This window comes from Paenibacillus sp. Paensp111 (genome assembly GCF_059492195.1).
In genome coordinates, this window is sequence record NZ_CP168527.1 from 2,640,323 (window position 1) to 2,662,265 (window position 21,943).

Consider the following 21,943-nt stretch of genomic DNA (forward strand, 5'->3'; position numbering starts at 1 on the left):
AGTCAAATAAAACACCCCGCCGAGCCAAAAAGAGCCGACAGGGTGCCCTGCATTCAACCAGCAATATATTCCATTATATCTTATATATCGACGCAGAGTTAAACAAAAAGGTAACAATTCGGCAAATTGTGAATTAGATTACAGCCAGCCACCATCCTATTGTTGATAATATTCTTGATGTATAGGCCACCTGGCACTTGCTCTCAGAGAGCAAAGAGGCCTTACCCCGACATACCGGGATAAGGCCATTTAATTACTTAGTTCTTCTCTACTGCATGTCCGCCAAACTCATTACGCAGGGCTGCAACAACTTTACCTGTGAACGTATCATTGTCCATCGAACGGTAGCGCATTAGAAGTGACATGGCGATAACCGGTGTTGCGGTCTGCAGATCCATGGCTTCCTCAACGGTCCATTTACCTTCACCGGAAGAATGCATAACCCCTTTAATACCATCAAGCTTGCTATCTTTGGAGAAGGCATTCTCAGTAAGTTCCATCAGCCAAGAACGAATGACTGAACCATTATTCCATACCTTGGCTACTTTCTCATAATCGAAATCGAAAGAGCTCTTCTCAAGCACTTCAAAGCCTTCACCAATCGCGGCCATCATGCCGTACTCGATTCCATTGTGAACCATCTTGAGGTAGTGGCCGCTGCCGGATGGGCCGGCATACAAATATCCATTCTCAACAGAAGTGTCACGGAACACTGGTTCAACAACGCTCCATGCTTCAGGATCTCCACCAATCATGTAGCAAGCGCCGTTACGTGCCCCTTCCATACCGCCGGAAGTTCCTGCATCCATGTAATAAATACCGGCTTCTTTCAATTCATCTGCACGGCGAATCGATTCTTTGTAATGGGAGTTGCCTGCCTCAATTACAATGTCTCCCTGGCTAAGAAGCGGCTTGATTTGCCCCAGAACCGTGTCGACTACGCCATGGGGAACCATTATCCAAAGTACACGCGGTGAGTTCAGCGATTGAACCATATCCTGCAGGCTGGAGTAGCCTTCTGCACCATACTCTTTCATTTCAGCTACGGCAGTCTCATTCAGGTCGAATGCAGCCACCTCGTGCTTATGATCGATCAAGTTTTTGCCCAAGTTAAGACCCATCTTACCTAGACCAATAAGTCCGATTTTCATATTGTTTAGTCCTCCTGATTAAGTATTAATACCAAATTATTTATTACCACCACTGATTACCATCTTCAGCTAACAACTTGTGAGCCGCCTCTGGGCCGTTAGTCCCAGCCGGATATTGATGCAGTGGAATGATATCTTCTTCGAAAGCTTCCAGTACAGGTTGAATCCATTTCCAGGACAATTCAACTTCGTCCCAATGGGCGAAGAAGGTCGAATCCCCAAGCATAGCGTCGTGAATCAAGTTCTCGTAAGCTTCCGGCGCATCTTTGGAATTGGAGGAGAAGTGCATTTGAATTGGCTCGAGCTGACCGTCGCTTCCTGCACCCTTCGTATTCAGCTGCAGCGTAATACTCTCCATCGGATTGATTTCAATGGTCAACAGGTTAGGTGAGTTAACCTCTTCACTGTCCGAAGACATTTTTAAAGGTTCCTTGAACTCAACGACAATCCGTGTAGATTTCTCATGTGTTCTTTTCCCGGTACGGATATAGAATGGCACCTCACTCCAGAATGGAGTATCAATCCATACTCTGGCGGCAACATAAGTATCGTTCCGTGACCCCTCCTCAATGCCCTTCTCATCCAGATATCCAGGAATTGGCGATTGATTAAGTTCTCCAGCACTATACTGCCCACGAATCACATGGTTAATGACCTCATCCTTGGCAATAGGCCGCAGAGACGCCACAACATCACGCTTCTTCATTCGGACTTCTTCCGGAGTGCTGCGTTTAGGCAGGTGCATGGTCACCATCATCAGAATTTGCAGCATGTGATTCTGGAACATATCTCTTATCGTGCCTGCTTGATCGAAATAGGCGGCCCGATCCTCAACTCCCACAAGCTCATTCGCGGTAATTTGAACGTTCGCAATATAACGGTTTGTCCACAAGGCTTGAAGTACCGGATTTGCAAAACCAAGCACCTCCAGATTCTGAACCATCGGCTTGCCTAGGTAATGATCAATTCGGTAGATCTCTTCCTCGGTAAAAGCTTGGTCCAAGCTTGCATGCAGGGCTCGTGCAGTTTCCAGATCATGACCGAATGGCTTCTCGATAATGAGCCGTCTCCATCCTTTAACCGTACCAAGTCCACTTTGATTTATATTTTGTGCAATGGTCCCAAAGTATTCGGGCGCTACGGAAAGATAAAACATCCGATTTTCGGGAATTTTCAGTTCATTTTCACGTTCTTGCACAGCAGATAACAGCTTACTATAATCTTCCACGTTGTTCACATTAAGGGCACTGTAACGGAATGAACTCAAAAAAGACTCCAACCGGTCTCCGATACCTAGCCGTCTGGAGAACTTGTGGAGCGAGTCCCTTACGCTAGCCTGGAAATCCTCATTCGAGATCTCTCTTCTCCCGAGTCCAAATACAGAGAATCCTTCCGGCAGCTTGTTATCAATAAACAGATTATACAATGCTGGATAAATTTTTCTTTTTGCTAAATCTCCAGTGGCTCCAAACAATACAAATGTCATAGCATCCACGACTATCCCTCCAGAAATTTCTCTCTATGAACTATAAAAAGTATATATGGTTACTATCTGATAGCTTCATAAACTCAACTTAGCTAGTTTACACCTGTAGTTTTTATACGTCAATAACTATGTCAGGTCTGGAAGATGAAGAATTCATGAGATAACAGAAGGTTTTCATAACACAAAAACCCTTCCAGCTTACAGCCAGAAGGGTTTAAGAGTTACAATGAAACTATCAAATTGAACAAATCATTTTTTAGTGATTCATCATCATAGCAGAGTTCGATGAATCAGAACCCTCTGCAGGGATTTCAGCTTGAGGTTTGGGTCTGCGCAAAATGAGACCCAGAATTGCTCCTGCAGCAGCTATGCAGGCTGCCACAAGGAAAGTATCTCCATACGCCGCAACGGAAGCCTTGATTAGATTTTTGGTCTCTGGCATATAGTCGGTAATTCTTGAAGTCAAATACCCAGTTAACCCAGCTACTGCAAAAGATACCATTACCTGCTGAGCTGCCGTGGTGAGCGGGGTAACCCGGCTGACCAGCTTTCTCGGAGCGGACTGAAGCACATGCGTATTGATCGCCATCATGGAGAGTCCCATTCCGGATCCCATCATGACAAGGGCCGTGATAATGAACCAGGATTCCGTATCTACTGCAATATTAGAGAGCATGAATAAGGCTCCCGTAATGACCGAGAGACCGATAATGACGAGAGGTCTTGCACCGATTTTATCGAATAATCTTCCTCCGATCGGCATGAACAAGCCTGAAGCCAAGGCCTGAGGCAGTACGGTAAGGCCGCTCTCAAGCGGGGTATACTGTCTGACCTGCTGCAGATAAAGCGGCATTAATAGAATTGCACCGAAGAGGGCGATTTGAGATATCCAGGCAATGAAGATTCCCCTTGTAAAGTCACTGGATCGGAATACACGCAGCTCAAGTAGCGGCTGCTTTTGCGACATTTCAATAAAGATAAATAACAATAAGGCCACACCACCTACACCCAGACCGATCAGGGTTTCCATAGAAGACCAGTCCTTACCTCCCTCACTTACTCCATAAGCGAGCATCGCAAAGGCGATTGGGGCAAGAATGATTCCCAGGATATCCAGTGAAGGAACCTCTTTGCGTTCGAATTTCGGCAGAAACCTTATGCCTACAATCATCGCAAGTATCCCTACTGGAAGATTAATCAGGAAGATCCAGTGCCAGGAGACATACTCGACAAGGTATCCAGATAAGACTGGACCAAGCGCTGGCGCAAGCAGCATGGGCACTCCAAGCACACCCATGATCGAGCCCATTTTCTCTGGAGGAGCCAGCCTGAAGACCATTGCCATACCGATAGGAGCAACCATACCGCCCCCGAGGCCCTGAATCACCCGGTAAAGTATGAGCTGTTCCGGCGAAGTTGCCAGTGAACAAAGCACTGAGCCCAGTGTAAACAGTGCGATGGTAATCAAGAAGATCTGCTTGGCTCCAAAACGGTCCGTCATCCACCCGGCGAGGGGAATTACGGCCGAGAGGGCCAGCGTGTATCCAGTAACTGTCCACTGAATGATAGGCACAGTAGTGTGGAAATCAGTTACCAGTTTAGGTAAAGCCACATTCACAACGGTGCTGTCCAGGATAACCATGAACATACCGATAATAACAGCCATAAGCGGTGCGATCAGCTGTCTGATCGTAACCGGCTTGCGGTCTGCTGTATTACTCGAACTCATTTACAGTCCTCCATCTCCTATGTTTTCTCTTGATCTAACAGAGCGATCTATTGTTCCTGCTGCGTGAATATGCAATTATGATAATAGACGATATGTTCATTAACGCTCACTTTGTTATTGTAGATAGTCGTTCATTCATTTGCAATAATCAGATTATTGCGTAACTGGTCATTAATGAACAAGTCAGCACCGGTGTGTCGATTATATCGGATGAAAGGAGTTGGAATCATGTCAGAGATCATAGACCGCAGGATCATAAGAACCAAGCAAATGCTAAGAGAAGCCCTTATGGAGCTTATTGAGCAAAATGGTTATGACGGCATAAGTGTCTCTCAGTTGACCGAGAAGGCCGGTCTCAACAGAGGTACCTTCTATTTACATTATCGGGATCTGCAGGATTTGCTGAATAAATGTGCGGATTATATGGTAGAAGGCTGGATAGCCGTGATGAAGGATTTCAATCCTCTTGAGGCCCAGAACAGCAAGTTCTTGCATGAGCCCAACCCTCAGATTGTGAGGATTTATGAATATTTCAAACAAAATGCCTGGTTCTTCAAAGTCATTCTTGGACCCAAAGGGGATCCTGCCTTTCCTCTGCGCATGAAGCGAGTCATGCATGAGCATTTGGAGAGCAATCGAATCAAGTTTGCAATTCATGAGGAAGATTGTCTTGTTCCGTCCGACTACATCCACGAATATATCCTTTCTGTAAATATGGGGATTCTTCAGCATTGGTTCGAGACGGATATGTCCAAGACACCTGAAGAGGTTGCCCTTATCTCTACCAGGCTGGCTCAACTGGGTCCGCTAGGCTCCTCTGGTGTGAAGAAATTGAAAAAGGCAAACAAGCCATGAAGGTCATCCATTAAGATGACTTTCATGGCTTATTTGTTATGTTAACATCCGGCGTGAACCCTTAGGGAGTTAGCTTCCACTCCACAATGAACTCACCTTCAAAATCTTCACCCTCAAAACGGCTGTGTTCTTCAAGGGCATTTCCACATTGACAGGAAATCTGATCAGCCCCGTAATTGTCTGTGCCAAATTCAATAGCTTCATTACGATGGCTGCGGCGTCCTGGAATGATGGTATGCTCCTGTCCGCATTTCAAACAGCGGATCATAAATCCGGTATTCATAGGGTACACCTTCCCTGTCTCAAGAATTTTTACTCGAGGAAATCTTTGAGACGCTTGCTTCTGCTTGGATGTCTGAGCTTGCGAAGTGCTTTCGCTTCAATCTGTCTGATCCGCTCACGGGTTACCCCGAATTCCTTACCGACTTCCTCTAATGTACGTGTGCGTCCATCATCAATACCAAAGCGCAGACGAAGCACGTTCTCTTCACGTTCAGTGAGAGTATCCAGCACTTCTTCCAGCTGTTCCTTAAGCAGTTCATAGGCAGCCGCATCTGCTGGAGCCATAGCGTCATGATCTTCAATAAAGTCGCCCAGATTGGAGTCATTCTCTTCACCAATTGGAGTCTCTAGAGAGACAGGTTCCTGGGCCGCTTTCATAATCTCGCGGACCTTCTCTACACTAAGGTCCATTTCCTTCGCAATTTCTTCAGGTGAAGGCTCGCGCCCTAGATCCTGAAGAAGCTGTCTAGAGATCCGGATTAACTTGTTAATCGTCTCCACCATGTGAACAGGGATCCGTATGGTTCTTGCCTGGTCGGCAATCGCACGTGTAATCGCCTGACGAATCCACCAGGTTGCATACGTACTGAATTTGAAGCCTTTGTTATAGTCGAACTTCTCAACTGCCTTGATCAGACCCATATTCCCTTCCTGGATCAGGTCAAGGAAAAGCATGCCACGTCCAACATAACGCCGGGCAATACTCACGACCAGCCGCAGGTTCGCCTCAGCCAATCGGCGCTTGGCTGCTTCATCTCCTTGCTCAATACGCTTGGCAAGTTCCACTTCCTCAGTCGCTGAGAGAAGGGGTACACGTCCGATTTCTTTGAGGTACATCCGCACGGGATCATCGATCTTAATGCCTGGTGGCAAGGAAAGATCGTCATCAAAGGTCATTTCATCGTTCTTCGAGTCATCAGAATTAAATCCGCTGTTCTCTTCAACGTCATTGTCAAGATCTATCCCATTCTCCGCCAACTGTTCAAGAAACTCGTCAATTTGATCCTGATCCTGATCGAACGGAGCGAGCTTACTTAAAATTTCTTTATAGTTTAGCGAGGAATCCTTCTTACCTTGGGCAAGTAATTGATCCTTCACCTGCTCAAGTGTGAGATCTGTGTCTAGTTCAGTATGCTGTCCGTTCTCCATCATCCCGCTCCCTTCAACCAAAACAACTTATATATTTCAATTCAGTAAAGCTCAATTATGATAAGGTGAAAATTAAAGCTTTAGCTGTCTTAGTCACCTAATTTTACGGGCTTCTTGTTTGACAAATCGGAAAATTTATGGTAATATAAAATTACATATTTTCCAAATTCAATTGCCATGACATATCTTTAATTGTACCAAATGTCTTATTTTTTTTCAACTCTATTATTTGTAAATTCCCGACCTGCTGGTCGGTTTTTTTATTTTATGCCTTTCCTTGGCATTGTGCAACACCCGGAGAGTCAAGCAGTACCTCTCTCTAGGCTGCCTCCTTAGTAATTCATATCGTCTTTGTTCTGACCAGACTCCTCTTTACATAGATTAATAGAGATAGAACTTATCTCGGCCAAGGAGATCTGAAATGAACAACCCTTCTTCTATTTCCAAATTTACTGCTCTATTAATTCCTCTTTCCTTCTTACTGGTCAGTATAATCATGCTCGCGCCTTCAGGTCTTACGCTATTAACTACAGATACCGCAGCTACCTTTAAAAATATTTTCAATGGGATATTTCTCGAAGCCATCCCTTTTGTTCTGGCAGGAGCACTACTCTCTTCCATCCTCCATATTGTTATCCCTGAGCATATGATTAGCCGCTGGATACCAAAGAATCCACTAGCTGCCATCTTGTTCGCTTGCTCTATAGGCATTGTATTTCCTATCTGTGAATGCGGGATGATTCCTTTGGTGCGACGCCTTATTCAAAAAGGAATGCCAGTCTATATGGCCATGGTATTCATCCTTGCAGGCCCTATCTTGAACCCTATTGTATTCGGTTCCACCTATACAGCCTTCCGCACACATCCCGAGATCGCTTATTCCAGAATGGGACTCGCCTTGCTCGTCTCTATTTCGATCGGCTTCATCATGTATATTACCTTAAAGGAGTCTCCCCTTAAGCCATCTAATTTTATTAAACACAATGGATCTGGCAGCCAACATCATCATGAACATGAACATGATCAAAAAAATCGGTTATCCGCCGTGCTTGTCCATACAGCAGATGAACTGTTCGGGATGGGTAAATATCTGATTCTAGGCTGTCTTCTGACCGCCGGAATTCAGACTTTTATCGCCAAGGAAAGTCTTACCGCCATAGGAGGACACCCTCTTGGAGCCTATGCCTTTATGATGGGTTTCTCCTTTGTGCTGTCCCTCTGTTCTACTTCAGATGCCTTTGTAGCATCAACCTTTCTGCACTCCTTTTCTCCCGGGTCCCTGCTTGCCTTCCTGGTTCTTGGGCCTATGCTGGATTTCAAGAATTTCATGATGCTCCTATCAGCTTTCAAAGTCAAATTCGTACTATTCCTAATGTTCCTCATATTATCCTTGGTATTTATCTTCTCATTTCTTGGAGAACTGATCATCCAGCATTTAAATTAAGCGAGAGGTGAACAAGATGCAACCATCTTCACTCATTCGTGCTCACTATCTGACACGTGCCTTTATTCTGCTATCTCTTGCTGTGTATATATACCTTCTAGACCGCAGTAATTCCCTGCATTATTACATTGCTCCCAAGATGGAATTGTGGGTTCGCCTTTGTCCCATTCCACTAGCGTGCATTGGACTCAGCCTATTTATACAGGCTCTATTCAGACACAGACAGAGTACATGCGCTTGCGACCATCCTCTTTCTTCCTCTGTAATTCGAAATGCTGCTGTCTACGGTTTATTCACGGTTCCCTTACTGCTGGGCTTTCTGCTTCCCAATCAAGCACTGGGTAGTGCTGCCGCCCTGAAGAAAGGAATGGCTTTAAGCGGTCAGTATAGTACTGAACAGACTCTGAAAGAAAAATTCAAATCCCCGGATATTTACAATGAGGAATTTACTGAATTGGCTAGACTGCTGTACACTGAGCCTGTGATTAAAGTGAATGAGGATATATTTTATGAGACCATTGGAGCCATCGATCTGTTCAAAAAAGAATTCGAGGGCAAACCCATCCGCCTAAGCGGTTTTGTGTACTCAGACCCGTCTCTCGATAAGCGTCAAGCCTTCGCGCTGGGCCGCTTTCTGGTTCTGTGCTGTACTGCCGATGCTGCTCCATTCGGAGTATTTATCAAACCCGAGCATACAGTCCATTTCCCCAAAGACACTTGGGTAGAGATAGAGGGGCATATCCACGTTACTCAGAACCAAGGCAAGGAGATTCTTAGTATCAACGCTGCACAAATTCGGAAGATCAAGCAGCCCAAAAACCCCTATATCTATCCAAGTGATGATTCTGTAGCCAAGCTGAAAAGAGAACTGGCCAAAAAATGATCCCAACTAATATATGCCTAAAATGAATTACCCTGTTTTACATTAGAAATGTACCGATTACCAGTGACACCCCAATCACAATTCCACGCAGCAGCTGAGCCACGGCCATATTGCCTTTTGCAATCTCATCTCCAAGCTTTGTCTTGGGAGTTACCAGATCGAACACAATATATACTATACATAACGCGGCAATTCCAACCGCTGACCAGATCAACATGGAAATCCATGAATGACTGCTGAAGGAGACCATAGCAACAATAATGCAAAGACCCAGCATCTTGCTGCCCATATACATCCCAGCGGCTTCATTGCCTCTGGCTATTTCCTGATTGTCTTTGAACTTGGTCAATAGGCTGAAGATTCCATAACCTGCAAACAGAATAACAAATAGAATCAAAATTCCGATACCGATATCCATCAAATCCCAACTAAATTCCTTCACGATGTATCGCCTCCTGGTTATGTAATCAAGTTACTTATTGTGAATTAATTGCCGCCGGACAATAGTATGCCAAGTCCCCGGTTACTTTGGCGCCAATACGTGATAGTACGCCTGCTGACTTTCCATTTAATACATATACTCCTGTAAGAAGATATCCTTGATATTCGCCAAGCTCAGTCGGAACCGCTGCTTGTGACATGGGGTATAGACGCTGATAGATCTTGGGCATGGAGCCATAGTACTCAGCCTCTTCCGGATCTGCCTCTTCCATAGGGCTGGATTTCTGTTCATTATGCGCCACACTGTCCGCATGTCCGGATGGTTCGAACAAATCTGTTCCTTTCCCTTCACGTCCCCAGTATCCCTTGGCTGCATAAGGCTCACCAGTAAGCAGAAACGGCTCGTTAGTGAAATAAGTAGGCAGTAAATACTTGGAGATTGTCTGCATATCTGCAGAATCAAACAGCGTGAAGCCAAGATATTCGTGGGTCAGCTCATTTCTTTCATATAGTGACCAGATCGTCGCCATGAAGCCTTTGCTTTGCGTAATAATATTTTGCGGGGGATTGATGAGTCCGATCTTCTCTTCGGCTGCCAGCTTCATAAGCTCCTCACCCACAAGAACTCCGCTGCCCTCTTCCCGGTCATGGATTAAGAATTCAAGCGGATAGAGCCGGTACAAGATGGTAATTCTCTCTTCCCCATGATACAGTCCTTCTCCTGGAACAATTCGCAACTCCTCAAGTGGTGCGTAATCGACCTCAATATCTGCTTTTTCACATCTACGCATCAGATATTTCGTATTTGTGCTGTCTTCCAGAATATCCCCGGTACATGTAAAAGTAACTTTGCTCCCAAGTCCTCTTGCCGCATATTCAGCAACAATTTCCTTAAAAGTCTGAGTTAAAGTGTTGTCCATATTAGAGGAGGGACCCGAAGCAGCCCTATAGCGATCCAGAAGCTTTCTCTCCAAATAAGCTGCTTCCGGGATGCCTGTTGGAGTCTCTGTGTTATTCTCGATACATTTCATGCCATGTTCACCGATAATCCAGTCCTGGCGTTGAATCCCGCTCCAAGGAAACGGAATACGGGCTGCAGGAATCATCGCGGGTTCCAGGCCAAGCTGCTTAATTAAGTAGTGATCAGGCAAATACTGCTGAGCGAATCGAAGAGCCTTCATATAAATTTGGTCCACGGCTTCGGAAGCAGCCTGTAGCTCCTCAATTTCATGCTGATCATATAGGACAAATGAAGGCAGGCAATACTGCTTTCCATACATGCGATAATACGGAATTTCCTTGGCAATCTCCTCGTCAAACACCTCATCATAGACAACCTTGGGTGTGTAGATCTGTCTCATCGCAACTTACCCTCCAAAAGAAGAGTGCGAGCTCCCGCTTCCAAAGCCGCTGTGACTGCCATCACTGGAACTGCTGGAGCTTCGCGAAGAACCTCCATAATACCCTCCGCCTCCATAGAAGTAGTGACCGCTGCTTGAGTCATACTCGCAGCCCGTATCATAATCGGGATCGCATTCGTCCTGCTGACCACAGCCGGAGAGCGCTGCCGGAACAGTCAGGAGCAGGGCAAATGCCACTAACTTGGTCTTGGAGACCAAACGGTCGTTCTTCTTTGATTCTGGTTGTCTGGGTTGATGCTCCCGCTCCATTACAAGTCCACCTCTTCCTTCAGATAAAAAACAATCTTCTTGCGGTCCATATCCAGCACGGTATAAATAATTTCATACGTAATTTCATTCCTCACTATATAGTGATCCAGAAGCATTCTTGAGATCTCCATCGTGATCAGGGAGGGATAGCCTCTCTCCTCCTGGGAAATGAATTCGTGCCCGTTCCAATACACAAATTCAGGTGCGAGTATCGAAGTCACCTGCACCTGTTCCAGCGCTTTCTTGGCAACAGCCTGCCCATATATATCGAGCGAACTCTCGCTGAACGGGCTTACATACACATAGTGAAGCGCATTGTCTTCCGTCTCGTTGGAGATATGTGCCCACAATTTGTTATGAATCATTGTGGCGTCGACCAGTTTGTGAACGAACAACTCATCGGAGGATATATCCAAAGTTTGTACGGTACGCACGACTTTCCGACTTTCTTCAGACCATTCCTGATACTTTAGCGAGAATAAGATAGCCCTCACATTCCTCTCTAGTTCTTAACTGTAATGTTCTGCATCAGCTGCTCCCAGCCCTTGTCATCTCCGCGCCAATCCGAGCCCTTGTTGATTACTGCGGTAATGATACCGTGTCTGGACTCTGGACGAATGTCTGTGACTGCTTCCTGAGTTGTATTTACAATTAGCAGTGTAAAAGGATGAGTGGTTAACTCAGATAAAGTGCGCTGAAGCTGCAAGGCCTCTTCCGGAGATGAATTAAGGCGGACGAACAAGATCCGGTTCACTGAACTTATCGCTTGCAAAAATCTCTCCTGTCTGCGAATCTGCCTCTGATGAAATTCCGGATAAGCATCCGCCCAACGCTCCTCAGGGAGCTGGGTCGGGAAATCATGATAGCTGAAGATTCCATACTTCTCATCTTTAATGCAGTAACAAGTCTTAAATTGTCCTACGAGCTTCATGTGATCAAGTTTCATAAAGTCTTCGAAGCAGTTCTCTAACACAGCAATAAGACCCGAATTATGACTTGTAATGAACCAGTCAAAGGGACCGGCACAGCTGCGCAGCCCAAGCCTTCTCAGCTGATAAGCCGTCTGACAATTAGCTCCCAGACTAAATACTGCATGATAAGTGCCCTCTAAAGGTGAAACTATCATTCGAATCCCTCCATATGCTTGCGAAAGTAAACTCTTTCTCTCACACTATGCAAGCTATGGCGTGTTGGAACAGGCCCCTTGATCATACGTAACACCCGGCTGCTCGGCTGCCGGGTGTTATCAGGATAACTTATCTTATGTCCATCCCATGGTCGGGAGGATTAGATGAAGGAGGGTTCTGTGGACGATTCATATCGTTGTAGATTTTGTTTTTCTTTCTCTTACCGCGAATTAGATTCCACAGGAACCCAAAACCCGCCACAATAATAATCCAACCTTTCTTGAGCAGGACCAGAAGCAAAGCAAGAAGACCCGTCTTCTTGGCGACAAATATACCTGCTCCGCCGAGAATCAGTCCAGTAAGACCGTACTCAGCCGTCTTATCCGTCGATTTATCATAATCTTCGTAACGCTTACCAGGCTTCATAGTTAAGGTAGAAATGATTTGACTTTCTACCACGGATTTGGCTCCAGACAGCATACTTGGATCACAAGCAAGTATGGCTGAGATTTACCCTTCGCGAGTAAGCAGCCGAATCTCATGGTTGATTAGCGGCTCATTCTTAGGCGTATGCATAAGAAGCGACCAGGTCAAGCTATGTAAGTTCTCATCATAATGGGGCGGGGTCTCCCACTTATCCACGAATAATTGATTCTCAGGACTCTTCTTCTTGTTCGCTTCCTCAGTCCCATCCTTGTAGCTTTGAAGAAGAGCATCGGCATCAATGTCATCCTTCTCATCATCCGCTACATGTCCAGGCTCTTCGTAATCGAAATACAAGACCCAGCTTTCATCATCGGGAATGATCGAGCCAATTTCTCTGCCGGTAATCAGATCTCCAATTTGAGTAACGAATTTTTGCGTGTTCTCTTTATCCAGGAAATTAAAGCCTTGATTCAGCTTCAGTTCTGCCAGATTGCTCCCAAGATCTATCTTCTGGCCTTTTCCTATAGTGTAATCCAAATTCGGTGCTGTCCCAGCTTCCTCTGCACTAGCCTGATACGGCAGACTTAATCCCATAAGCATAATAACTGCAATAATTGAGGCTCCCAGCCTCTGTGTAACCCCTCTTCTTCCCTTCAAACCTGCACCTTGCCTTTCATAAATTATTCAAAAAATAGGATAACAAAGGATAGCATATACCAATATTAACCTGCCCGACAACGTATAAATCACATTTTTCCCGTAAATTTAAGCGAATAGGCCTACACAAAATCCACGTATTAAAAAATCACCTAGCCCCTTGAACCTAAGAAAATCATAATAACAAGTCCTATTTTTAACAAAAAAACCACTCCTTGTAAGAGTGGTTTGCAGTAAAGAATCATATTTTACTAGGTCCATTAACGGACTAGTACCTTAAAGAACTCTTCTCATCGATAAAATAACCCCATGCCAATACCCTGAGTCCAGCGGGCTAATCTGTACACCCGGGCCACCCCAGGTATGAATAAACTTTCCGTTCCCGATATAAATACCTACGTGACCCGGAATACGATCATTTTTAAACCGGCCTGGCACTGTAAAGAAGACAAGATCCCCAGCTTTGAGATCGCTGCGCCCGACATCCCTACCTTCCTTGGCCTGTTCACTTGCTAAGCGGGGCAGATCTACATTGAAATGACCGAATACATGCTGGGTAAATGAAGAGCAGTCGAAAGTCTTCGAATTCGAGTATGCATCCGCACCGAACTCGTAAGTCACACCGAGAAATCTCTTAGCGTAAGCTACAAGCTCCTGAGTGTCCACAGCGCTCAGGGTGGAGAGTCTGTCAGAGCTGTGGCCCGATGACTCAGTTGGCTGCTGAACGGGTGGCAGTTTGGAAATTTCCAGTTGCCCGGTCTGGTTGTTCCATACTGCTGTTGTCCCCAGAAGGGTGGATAGATCAGCAATACTTATGCAGAGCTGTCCCTCCCGGCGAACAGGTCTGTCTTTAAGCGTAATCTTGCTGCCTTGGGATACAGCTGTATTTTGGTCTGCATATACCTCATAGACCGGATCACTAAATCCAATCAGGGCAGTGTCGCCAACCTCCTTATACTTCAGTCCCAGGGTATGTGCTGCCCCGCGCAAAGGGATCCAGGTCATCCCCCCGGAATCTCGGTACATATTTTTTTTAATGATGGAGGCCTTGGACTGCTGTAATGCTTGAGATCTAGGGTCTGCTGAATTAGGTCTGCCTGTGCTGCAGGCTGTCACTAGTACAGCCAGGCTTCCAATTACGAGCCATCTGGGTATGCTCCGAGTGTAATGATTAGTCATCGTGATGAAATCTCCATTCTTTCATAAGAGTTACTTGAAGTATGCGGAGAGATCCAAATATTATGTATGCGAAACCACAGATATTTTGGCGGCACTTTATTCAACAAAAAAAGCCTTAATTTATAAGGCTTCTTCAGCGTATTTGAGCGTTATATCTGCACAGCCGGCTGATTGCGTATCCACGCCATGGCCACAGTGCCTTCCCCGGCAAGTATGCCTACCACCGGAATGAACGTCATAATTTCTGTTCTAAGTCCCGGATCGAGAATTGTCAGTTCACGTTCCAGTTCCTTGGCTTCTGGGAGATTGTTAACATGCATGATACAGACCTCTTTGATCTTCCCAAGATCTGACTTCAAATGATCAAGCATGCGCTGCTTCGTCTTCTTGAAAGTTCTAATCTTGTCTTCGACCAGAACCTTCCCTTTCTCAAATTTTAGCAATAGATGAATCTTTAGCAGCTGGCTTACAAGCAGCTGTGTTCCCGACACTCGGCCGCTGCGATGCAGCCTTTGCAAGCTAGCTGGAATTACGTAGAATGCAAGGTTTTGGGCCATTTGCTCAATTCCTTCTTTAATCTCCTGGACTGATTTCCCCTGTTCGTGCCACTTAATACCGTGTAAGATCATTTCTCTTAGCGGGAAAGCCCCAGCCCAGGAATCAATTGCCGTTACTTGGACCTCAGCCATTTCAGCAGCCTGAAGCGAGGTATTCATAGTGCCGCTGAGTTCAGAAGAACAGTGAATTACGATGATTTCATCATAATTATCTTTAAGAAATTCATACAGCTCGACAAATTCTCCTATCGGGGGCTGAGAGCTCCCGGCTTTCTCATGATCTCTTAATTGCTCGTAAAACTGTTCGGCCGTGATATCTACTGTTTCCCTATAACACGCTTCGCCTATCATCAAGCGCAGTGGAACAATATATATATGATTCTCCTTGGCATAAATGGGATCTAGGGTGCAGGTACTGTCGGTAACCCATGCAATGGATTTTTTCAAGAATTCATACCCTCTCTTCTATGATAGTTATACTCACTTTTTAGACTATACGACATATATTAAATCAAAATACAAAGCATTACGATATATTGATTCCAAAGGCCTATGAATTTAGGTAGAAAATGTGTCGAAATTATAATTATACACTTCATTCGACTTACGAATTTCCACAAGTTGGATCAAGGGGTAGGAGAACCGAATCATATTGATTATATCGGAAAGGTGGGCAAATAACTCAAAAAATAACACTTAGGCAGGATTTACTACATCTTAAGGAGAGAGCTATCATGAAATTAAAATTCATCCGTCCTATGTATTTGCTCATTGCAGCCTTGCTCATGACCTTCACACTGGGAGGTACCCCGTTGACAACAGTTAATGCTGCTACAACAATCCAGAAAGCATCGTGGTTATGGGATACAAACCTAATCAAACAATCTGGCTCAACTGTTTTGACCTTTTACAAGAATCAAGGTGTAAACGTTATCTATTTGCAGATTAACCGCAAGCTTAATGTCTCGTATTACAAGAACTTTATTCGGCAAGCTACCGCACAAGGAATTGAAGTGCATGCATTGGATGGGAACTCTACCTGGGCACTCACATCTCAGCGTACTCAATTGACTACCGTGCTTAAATGGATAGAGAACTACCAGATTGGTGCCGCGGCCAACGAGAAATTTAAAGGGATTCATTTCGATATTGAACCGTATCTGCTGCCAGACTGGAATACGAACCAACAGTCGATTGTAACCCAGTGGCAGAGCAACGTGCTCTACATGGTTCAAAGAGCGAATGAAATCAAGCTTCCTATTGCCGCAGATCTTCCCTTCTGGCTGCACACGATTAAAGTGCCGGATGGAACCTCCACACTCAGCAGCTGGATGCTCAAGCAGTATAATTCTGTAACGCTTATGTCCTACCGTGATACAAGTGACGGTATATTCAATGTTGCTAAAGTGATTCTTGATGAAGGCGTTGTCTTGAATAAGAAAGTATTCACAGGCGTTGAGACCAACAACACCTCGGAAGGGGATGTAATTTCCTTCTACGAGGAAGGTGCCAATTATATGAATCAAGAGCTTAGCAAGCTTGTTACACTCACATCAGGCTATACTTCGTTCGCCGGCATTGCCGTTCATGACTATTATGGCTGGAAGACCTTGGTTGAGAGTTCAACTGTGAATTAATCGATTTGACTATAATAAAAGGCTGAGGAACCGAGATCTTTCCAAGTGAAAGACTCGGTTTTTTTTGGCTTAAAAGGACGATATACGGAGATTGTTGTTGATAGAAGATCGCTCTATGATAGCGGTACACATCTTCTATAACCCCCAACAGAATATCAAAAAAAGGAGGCGGCTTTAATGCTGCAGGCCAGACCGACGTTTAGGAAGTTGCTGTCAGTCCCCCAGCTCACGAAACTTGTTGTCGTCCTTTCCCTCATCTGTTCCCTTCTCCCAATATACTTGCCTAATCTCCCTAAAACCTATGCCGAATCAGCAATCACTATCGATTCACCGACCAACGGCTCCACTCCTTCTGACAGTATTGTCCGAATAACAGGCCACTATTCCGAAGTCTATAACATCAGTCTGGTTATTAACGGAACTCGCAAAGAGGATGTTCACATGGAGGATAATGCCTCTGGAACTGAATCAGGTACCTGGTATTATGATTTGGACACTTCAGTCTATGACGGTGCAATTGAGATTGCAGCCGGAGGTCAGCGGCCGGATACACGTTATGGAATTTCTACCCCCTTCGTCGTCTTCAATGTAGACCATCCGGAAGCCAATAAACCTGTCGTTGAGATTGTCAGCCCGGAAGATGGAAGTACGATCACCGGAGTTCAATTAATTAAAGTAAAAGCAACCGGCCGCAATCCCCTGAGTTCTGTGCAAATTAGAATCAATGGAGGCAGTTGGAATAATACAATTTTAAAAGGAAACCTTTATGAATACGCTTACAGTCCTGTGCTCAAAGGCGATCAGACCTTAAGCATTGAAGCCAGAGCCACAGACGATCATAACAATCTTGGGAAAAGCTCGACACGTTACGTCTATACGGGCAAGGGTATCCACGAACCGGTTATTGTTGAGAAGCAGGATCGAGCTATGTGGCTTTGGGAGAAGGCTGCCTATAATTTAATCCTGAATCCCGGGTCCAGATCCGCACTGGAACAGTTCACCAGCGACACTTCTACCTTCAACTCAGGTGCAATCACTACAATTTACATGGGTGTATTCCCTCATGAAGGCGTAGATATGCTGGAAGATAAGCGAAAAGAAGTCCGTAAGTTTTTGAAATGGGCACATGAGCACGGACTCAAAATTCAAGCCTGCATCGCAGGTGGAACCATCCCGCCTTATTATGGCAGTTACAAGAGATACAACAAATACGCTATCAATGAAATCGAGAGAGTAATTAACTTTAATCTATCCTCTCAGCCAGGTGAACGCTTCGATGGGGTGAATGTCGATGTGGAGCCTTATATTCTTGGAGAATTTGGTTCCTCCAAACCCCAGCTCCAAATCGATTATCTGGATCTGCTTCAGACCATGATGGATCGCAGAAACCTCTCGGGTCTCAACCTTCCGGTTGGTCCTGCCATCCCAAGATGGTATGACACATCAAATGCAGCTAACGACATTACATGGCATGGGCAGACCAAGTGGATGTCCCAGCACGTCCAAGATATTACGGATTATATCTCCATCATGGACTATACCGATAGCAGCAAAGGAATTATTGATGGAGCACAAGGTGAGATTGACTATGCTAACTCTATAAATAAGCCCAATTCCGTTATCGTAGGTGTAGAAACCCTGGATATTGCGAACAGCGGTGACCCCGAGTCCATTACCTTCCGAGAGGAAGGCAGAACCTATATGGAGAGCCAGTTGGCCGCTGTATATCAGAAATTTAATGGTAGTCCGGGATTCGGTGGTATCGCTATGCATCACTATGATTCCATCAGATGGCTTCCATCCGAATGGGGACCAAGTGCGGTATTATGGAAGCCGCAAATTGCTGATACAACCCCGCCAACTCCTATTAATAAAGCGCCTGAAGCCGTCACTTTCGATTTCCAGACCATTAAGCTGACCTACGGCCGGGCAATGGATGATTCGGACATTGAGGAATATCGAATTTATAGAAGTACTTCACCAGACTTCACGCCTAACGCATCCAATTATGCCGGTAAATCCTACAATCTGGATTATACAGATGAAGGGCTGCTTCCTAATACGACTTATTATTACAAAGTGGCAGCAGTAGACATTAGTGGTAATGTCGGCCCATATAGCAGCGTCACTTCAGCAACTACTGGCGAGACTCATTTGAAACCCATGGTAATTAAATCTATGAGCGTATCGCTTAATGCGGGTAAAGTTAGAGCTACACTTAAGGTAAAAGACTTCAATACGAATGAAGAGCTCTCAGCTCTTGTCTATGGGCGGTTCACTTATATGGCGGGTAAATATGTAAGCCTCCGGCTAACTCCGGGTACTACGGTTACCGTCGACTCGGAAGCTGTTCCCACTGCTTCTGGGAAAGCCGGATTCGCTCCACAAAGAATCATAGCGCCAGGCTACTACTGGGCATCTGCTTATGATACACCGCACGAAGCTGCTATAATGTGGCCGCAGCAGCAATCAGTAACTGCAGAAGACAGTAATTCAAGTTCAGTTCCTATGCCGGATCAGGAACCAAGCGAGAATTCAGACTCACAGCCGTGATAATAAAATAACTATGAACAACTTCATTTCGGCTGATGCCTACTGAAATAAAAGACCAACAAGACCCGGAAGAATCCTCCGGGTCTTGTCCTCTTACTCTATTTGGGCAGCCTCTTTATCGATAATCTCAATCATTAAGTACCGGTTCTTCTTCCTCTTGCGAACGGTATAACGATAGTCGCCGTGAACCAAGCTCTCACCAACCGCGAGCTCACTGTTCTGGGCGAACAGCCAGCCGCCTATAGTATCCCATTCGCCAGAGTCAAGCTCGCTCGTCAGATGACTGCTCACTTCCATTACAGATACCTTGCCGTTAACGGTCAAATGACCAGGTGCCCAGACTTTAACATCTTCCTCTTCCTCGGTATCGAACTCGTCCCTGATCTCCCCGACAATCTGCTCAAGAATGTCTTCAATAGTAACAAGCCCCGATGTTCCGCCATATTCATCAATTAGAATGGCCATATTGGTCCCGTCCTTCTGAAGACGCTTCAGCAGAGTGTTCACATGAATGAATTCAGGTACAGCCATAACCGGCTGAATCAGGGTCGACACATCCAGATCGGGATTGTCTTCATAGGCAAGGAAGAACTGCTTGGTGTTAATAATCCCAATTACGTTGTCCTTGCTCTCTTGAACGACGGGGAACCTTGTATACTGCTGTTCCTTGATGATCTCCAGATTCTCCTGCCTTGTCTTGCCTGTATATAAACAGATCATGTCCGTTCTTGGAACCATAATGTCCTTTGCCATCAGATTATCAAAAGCAAAGATCCGATTCACATAGCCGAATTCGGCTTGGTTGATCTTGCCGCTCTCCAGACTTTCACTAAGAATGATCCGAAGCTCCTCTTCAGAGTGCGCCTCTTCGTGTTCCGAAGCGGGCTTAACTCCAAAGAGCCTTACAAGCTGATTGGCAGATCCATTCAGAGCCCAAATAAAGGGATACATGATTTTACTGAACCAAATAATAGGCCTTGCTGTAAGTAGAGCGATGGACTCTGCTTTTCGGATAGCTAGGGTTTTGGGAGCCAACTCACCAATGACAACATGAAGATAAGTGATAAGGGCAAATGCGATAATTACAGATAGTACGCTTCCCAAGCTTTCCGGGATCGCAAGAGTGCTGAATAATGGATGCATGATCGCTTCCATGGTGGGTTCCCCCAGCCAACCTAATCCCAGCGCTGTAATGGTGATGCCGAGCTGGCAGGCAGATAAATAACCATCCAGATTGTCGAGCACCTTCTTCACGGCCCCCGCATTCTTTCGGCCTTCAGCGATTAATTGGTCCACTCGGCTGCTCCGCAATCGAACCACAGCAAATTCCACTGCTACAAAGAAAGCTGTTAAAAAAATCAATAAAGCGATTAAAACCAAATTTAAACCATACCTGTCACTTTCCACAAACATCTTCTCCTTAAATTGTGTGTTAAAAAACGATATCTGAATATATACGAAGGAGAACCTTGCTTGGTTTCATATCTTTACTGTGGATTTAACCTGGTTGCTTTCACTGTACTATCAGCACTACCAATTACCAGGTAACCCTCTTCGGACGAGTTAACCAAGATACCGCGATTTACATTCTCGGTAGTACGTTCGATTACTTTAGTCCAAAGTACCATACCGGAGTTATTCAGGCGCTGAACAAATTCTTTTGAAATGGTCCCATGCCAATCTTCATTTGCTTTCCCTGTAATAATATATCCTCCGCCTGTAGCAAGCTGAACATCATTAGCATAACTTCGATCAAGGGTGCTTTCAATAGGATGACTCCATAGAAGATTTCCTTGCGCATCCGTTCTTAAAATATATCCGGTCGTTAAATTTCGGATACTGTTCATAGGATTAGGGTGATTGTAGAACCCGGTGATCGCATACCCACCATCCTTATCTTGAACAAGAGCGGTATTCCACAAATTCTCATTATCCGCTGAAGGTACAAGAGATTTTCCCCATTCCAGCTTATTGGTGCTGCTGAATTTGGCCAGCGAAATCCTACTGATTCCACTGCCTGCTGAAGATTCCTCGCCGAGTAGAACAAAGCCGCCATCCTCAGTATGTTTAACCAGAGTTACAGAATCTTCTGTAGGCTTGCTTTGAGTTCTCTGAGATATCACCGTTCCGTTGCCCGACATCTTGAGCAGGATCGGATCCCATCCCTGCCCCTGGGCGCCCGGCGTAGTCCCTGCAACAATATAACTGCCATCCGCCAGCTGATCCACGGACACCAGATAGGTGCTTGGCAAAGGTACAGTATACTCCCATTCCTTATCCCCTTGCTCATTCACCTTAAGAATTTCGTTCCCTCCGACAACTATATAGCCGCCTCCTTGACTGTGATGAAAGGAAGCCAGATAGGCAATATTATTCTTTGGAAAAGAAACCTTTTCCTTCTTGATGCCTCCAGCGTTGATGGAGTTCACTGTTATCTTGTCATTTTGAAGAGAGGCCGCAAGGATGTCATGCTCGCTATGCTCAAAGACTGAATCCTGAGGAAGATCTACATCCTTATCCCATACGATACGTGGAGCCTCCCTGGTCAGACTGCCTGCAGATACAATGGGTCCGGCTGAAAGTGCGAGGGCTAATGCGATGACTGGATACATTACTATCCGTAACCTTTTACTCCTGGAAGCTCTACTGTTCATTATTATTTCTCCTCCTTCAATTAATATGTCTACCCACTCTCATTATGTTTCGTCATTATCCTT

19 protein-coding genes and 1 pseudogene are annotated in these 21,943 nt (G+C 45.3%); 5 read left to right on the top strand and 15 right to left on the bottom strand.

The features are described 5' to 3' along the window. Nucleotides 1–257: 257 nt before the first annotated feature. The 3 genes from gnd to ACEN86_RS12340 all read right to left on the bottom strand — a co-directional run bounded on the left by gnd (nucleotide 258) and on the right by ACEN86_RS12340 (nucleotide 4,366). Complete coding sequence (gnd, locus tag ACEN86_RS12330) at nucleotides 258–1,151, bottom strand: phosphogluconate dehydrogenase (NAD(+)-dependent, decarboxylating) (protein WP_495630933.1); 894 nt, start codon at nucleotides 1,149–1,151, stop codon at nucleotides 258–260. 43 nt (nucleotides 1,152–1,194) lie between these two features. Further along, a complete protein-coding gene (zwf, locus tag ACEN86_RS12335) occupies nucleotides 1,195–2,646 on the bottom strand; it encodes a glucose-6-phosphate dehydrogenase (protein WP_495630934.1) in 1,452 nt (483 codons plus the stop codon). A 247-nt stretch (nucleotides 2,647–2,893) separates the two neighbouring features. Beyond that, nucleotides 2,894–4,366: a DHA2 family efflux MFS transporter permease subunit gene (locus ACEN86_RS12340; protein WP_495630935.1), complete on the bottom strand. Its 1,473-nt coding sequence runs from the start codon at nucleotides 4,364–4,366 to the stop codon at nucleotides 2,894–2,896. A 228-nt stretch (nucleotides 4,367–4,594) separates the two neighbouring features. Here ACEN86_RS12340 and ACEN86_RS12345 point away from each other — a divergent pair, with 228 nt between their 5' ends. Further along, complete coding sequence (locus ACEN86_RS12345; protein ID WP_495630936.1) at nucleotides 4,595–5,221, top strand: TetR/AcrR family transcriptional regulator; 627 nt, start codon at nucleotides 4,595–4,597, stop codon at nucleotides 5,219–5,221. Between the two features lie 61 nt (nucleotides 5,222–5,282). On the opposite strand, the gene ACEN86_RS12350 is transcribed toward ACEN86_RS12345, so the two are convergent. Together ACEN86_RS12350 and rpoD are read right to left on the bottom strand one after the other, a co-directional pair. Further along, a complete protein-coding gene (locus tag ACEN86_RS12350; RefSeq protein ID WP_495630937.1) occupies nucleotides 5,283–5,504 on the bottom strand; it encodes a hypothetical protein in 222 nt (73 codons plus the stop codon). A 29-nt stretch (nucleotides 5,505–5,533) separates the two neighbouring features. Further along, nucleotides 5,534–6,652: an RNA polymerase sigma factor RpoD gene (rpoD, locus tag ACEN86_RS12355; RefSeq protein WP_495634292.1), complete on the bottom strand. Its 1,119-nt coding sequence runs from the start codon at nucleotides 6,650–6,652 to the stop codon at nucleotides 5,534–5,536. Nucleotides 6,653–7,073: 421 nt separating this feature from the next. On the opposite strand from rpoD, the gene ACEN86_RS12360 reads away from it, so the two are divergent. Next, entirely contained in the window at nucleotides 7,074–8,096 is a 1,023-nt protein-coding gene (locus tag ACEN86_RS12360; protein ID WP_495630938.1) for a permease, read from the top strand. A gap of 16 nt (nucleotides 8,097–8,112) precedes the next feature. After that, a complete protein-coding gene (locus ACEN86_RS12365) occupies nucleotides 8,113–8,979 on the top strand; it encodes a TIGR03943 family putative permease subunit (protein WP_495630939.1) in 867 nt (288 codons plus the stop codon). 37 nt (nucleotides 8,980–9,016) lie between these two features. Here the strand turns inward: ACEN86_RS12365 and ACEN86_RS12370 are convergent, their stop codons facing one another. The 8 genes and pseudogenes from ACEN86_RS12370 to ACEN86_RS12405 all read right to left on the bottom strand — a co-directional run bounded on the left by ACEN86_RS12370 (nucleotide 9,017) and on the right by ACEN86_RS12405 (nucleotide 15,483). Then, the gene (locus ACEN86_RS12370; protein WP_495634293.1) at nucleotides 9,017–9,397 is read right to left on the bottom strand and encodes a DUF350 domain-containing protein; all 381 of its coding nucleotides are present in this window, start codon (nucleotides 9,395–9,397) and stop codon (nucleotides 9,017–9,019) included. A gap of 58 nt (nucleotides 9,398–9,455) precedes the next feature. Then, nucleotides 9,456–10,781 (bottom strand): glutathionylspermidine synthase family protein, encoded by a 1,326-nt coding sequence (locus ACEN86_RS12375; protein ID WP_495630940.1) that lies wholly within the window; start codon nucleotides 10,779–10,781, stop codon nucleotides 9,456–9,458. A 6-nt stretch (nucleotides 10,782–10,787) separates the two neighbouring features. Continuing rightward, nucleotides 10,788–11,090 carry a hypothetical protein gene (locus ACEN86_RS12380; protein ID WP_495630941.1) on the bottom strand — a complete coding sequence of 101 codons (303 nt, stop codon included), beginning with the start codon at nucleotides 11,088–11,090 and terminating at the stop codon, nucleotides 10,788–10,790. Continuing rightward, a complete protein-coding gene (locus ACEN86_RS12385; RefSeq protein WP_495630942.1) occupies nucleotides 11,090–11,524 on the bottom strand; it encodes a hypothetical protein in 435 nt (144 codons plus the stop codon). The genes ACEN86_RS12380 and ACEN86_RS12385 overlap by 1 nt, the downstream gene beginning before the upstream one ends. Nucleotides 11,525–11,592: 68 nt before the next feature. After that, nucleotides 11,593–12,216, bottom strand: coding sequence for a DUF1796 family putative cysteine peptidase (locus tag ACEN86_RS12390; protein WP_495630943.1), 624 nt, complete (start codon nucleotides 12,214–12,216; stop codon nucleotides 11,593–11,595). Between the two features lie 130 nt (nucleotides 12,217–12,346). After that, nucleotides 12,347–13,243: pseudogene (locus tag ACEN86_RS12395) on the bottom strand (DUF2167 domain-containing protein). A 333-nt stretch (nucleotides 13,244–13,576) separates the two neighbouring features. After that, nucleotides 13,577–14,479, bottom strand: a complete 903-nt coding sequence (locus ACEN86_RS12400) for a C40 family peptidase (RefSeq protein ID WP_495630944.1) — start codon at nucleotides 14,477–14,479, stop codon at nucleotides 13,577–13,579. Nucleotides 14,480–14,628: 149 nt separating this feature from the next. After that, nucleotides 14,629–15,483, bottom strand: a complete 855-nt coding sequence (locus ACEN86_RS12405) for a DegV family protein (protein ID WP_495630945.1) — start codon at nucleotides 15,481–15,483, stop codon at nucleotides 14,629–14,631. 287 nt (nucleotides 15,484–15,770) lie between these two features. On the opposite strand from ACEN86_RS12405, the gene ACEN86_RS12410 reads away from it, so the two are divergent. Beyond that, nucleotides 15,771–16,673 carry a hypothetical protein gene (locus ACEN86_RS12410; protein ID WP_495630946.1) on the top strand — a complete coding sequence of 301 codons (903 nt, stop codon included), beginning with the start codon at nucleotides 15,771–15,773 and terminating at the stop codon, nucleotides 16,671–16,673. 441 nt (nucleotides 16,674–17,114) lie between these two features. Beyond that, nucleotides 17,115–19,226: an Ig-like domain-containing protein gene (locus tag ACEN86_RS12415; RefSeq protein WP_495630947.1), complete on the top strand. Its 2,112-nt coding sequence runs from the start codon at nucleotides 17,115–17,117 to the stop codon at nucleotides 19,224–19,226. A 93-nt stretch (nucleotides 19,227–19,319) separates the two neighbouring features. On the opposite strand, the gene ACEN86_RS12420 is transcribed toward ACEN86_RS12415, so the two are convergent. Continuing rightward, on the bottom strand, nucleotides 19,320–20,639 hold the full coding sequence (locus tag ACEN86_RS12420; RefSeq protein WP_495630948.1) for a hemolysin family protein: 1,320 nt from the start codon (nucleotides 20,637–20,639) through the stop codon (nucleotides 19,320–19,322). A gap of 74 nt (nucleotides 20,640–20,713) precedes the next feature. After that, a complete protein-coding gene (locus ACEN86_RS12425) occupies nucleotides 20,714–21,880 on the bottom strand; it encodes a hypothetical protein (RefSeq protein ID WP_495630949.1) in 1,167 nt (388 codons plus the stop codon). Nucleotides 21,881–21,943: the final 63 nt, after the last annotated feature.

Excerpts from the sequence above, each read along its gene's own strand:
- gnd (WP_495630933.1), bottom strand. The coding sequence starts at position 1,151 with ATGAAAATCGGACTTATTGGTCTAGGTAAGATGGGTCTTAACTTGGGC.
- ACEN86_RS12375 (WP_495630940.1), bottom strand. The coding sequence starts at position 10,781 with ATGAGACAGATCTACACACCCAAGGTTGTCTATGATGAGGTGTTTGAC.
- ACEN86_RS12365 (WP_495630939.1), top strand. The coding sequence starts at position 8,113 with ATGCAACCATCTTCACTCATTCGTGCTCACTATCTGACACGTGCCTTT.
- ACEN86_RS12425 (WP_495630949.1), bottom strand. The coding sequence starts at position 21,880 with ATGAACAGTAGAGCTTCCAGGAGTAAAAGGTTACGGATAGTAATGTAT.
- ACEN86_RS12415 (WP_495630947.1), top strand. The coding sequence starts at position 17,115 with ATGGAGGATAATGCCTCTGGAACTGAATCAGGTACCTGGTATTATGAT.
- rpoD (WP_495634292.1), bottom strand. The coding sequence starts at position 6,652 with ATGGAGAACGGACAGCATACTGAACTAGACACAGATCTCACACTTGAG.
- ACEN86_RS12360 (WP_495630938.1), top strand. The coding sequence starts at position 7,074 with ATGAACAACCCTTCTTCTATTTCCAAATTTACTGCTCTATTAATTCCT.
- ACEN86_RS12340 (WP_495630935.1), bottom strand. The coding sequence starts at position 4,366 with ATGAGTTCGAGTAATACAGCAGACCGCAAGCCGGTTACGATCAGACAG.
- ACEN86_RS12380 (WP_495630941.1), bottom strand. The coding sequence starts at position 11,090 with ATGGAGCGGGAGCATCAACCCAGACAACCAGAATCAAAGAAGAACGAC.
- ACEN86_RS12390 (WP_495630943.1), bottom strand. The coding sequence starts at position 12,216 with ATGATAGTTTCACCTTTAGAGGGCACTTATCATGCAGTATTTAGTCTG.
- ACEN86_RS12410 (WP_495630946.1), top strand. The coding sequence starts at position 15,771 with ATGAAATTAAAATTCATCCGTCCTATGTATTTGCTCATTGCAGCCTTG.
- ACEN86_RS12345 (WP_495630936.1), top strand. The coding sequence starts at position 4,595 with ATGTCAGAGATCATAGACCGCAGGATCATAAGAACCAAGCAAATGCTA.
- ACEN86_RS12370 (WP_495634293.1), bottom strand. The coding sequence starts at position 9,397 with ATGGATATCGGTATCGGAATTTTGATTCTATTTGTTATTCTGTTTGCA.
- ACEN86_RS12400 (WP_495630944.1), bottom strand. The coding sequence starts at position 14,479 with ATGACTAATCATTACACTCGGAGCATACCCAGATGGCTCGTAATTGGA.
- ACEN86_RS12420 (WP_495630948.1), bottom strand. The coding sequence starts at position 20,639 with ATGTTTGTGGAAAGTGACAGGTATGGTTTAAATTTGGTTTTAATCGCT.
- ACEN86_RS12350 (WP_495630937.1), bottom strand. The coding sequence starts at position 5,504 with ATGAATACCGGATTTATGATCCGCTGTTTGAAATGCGGACAGGAGCAT.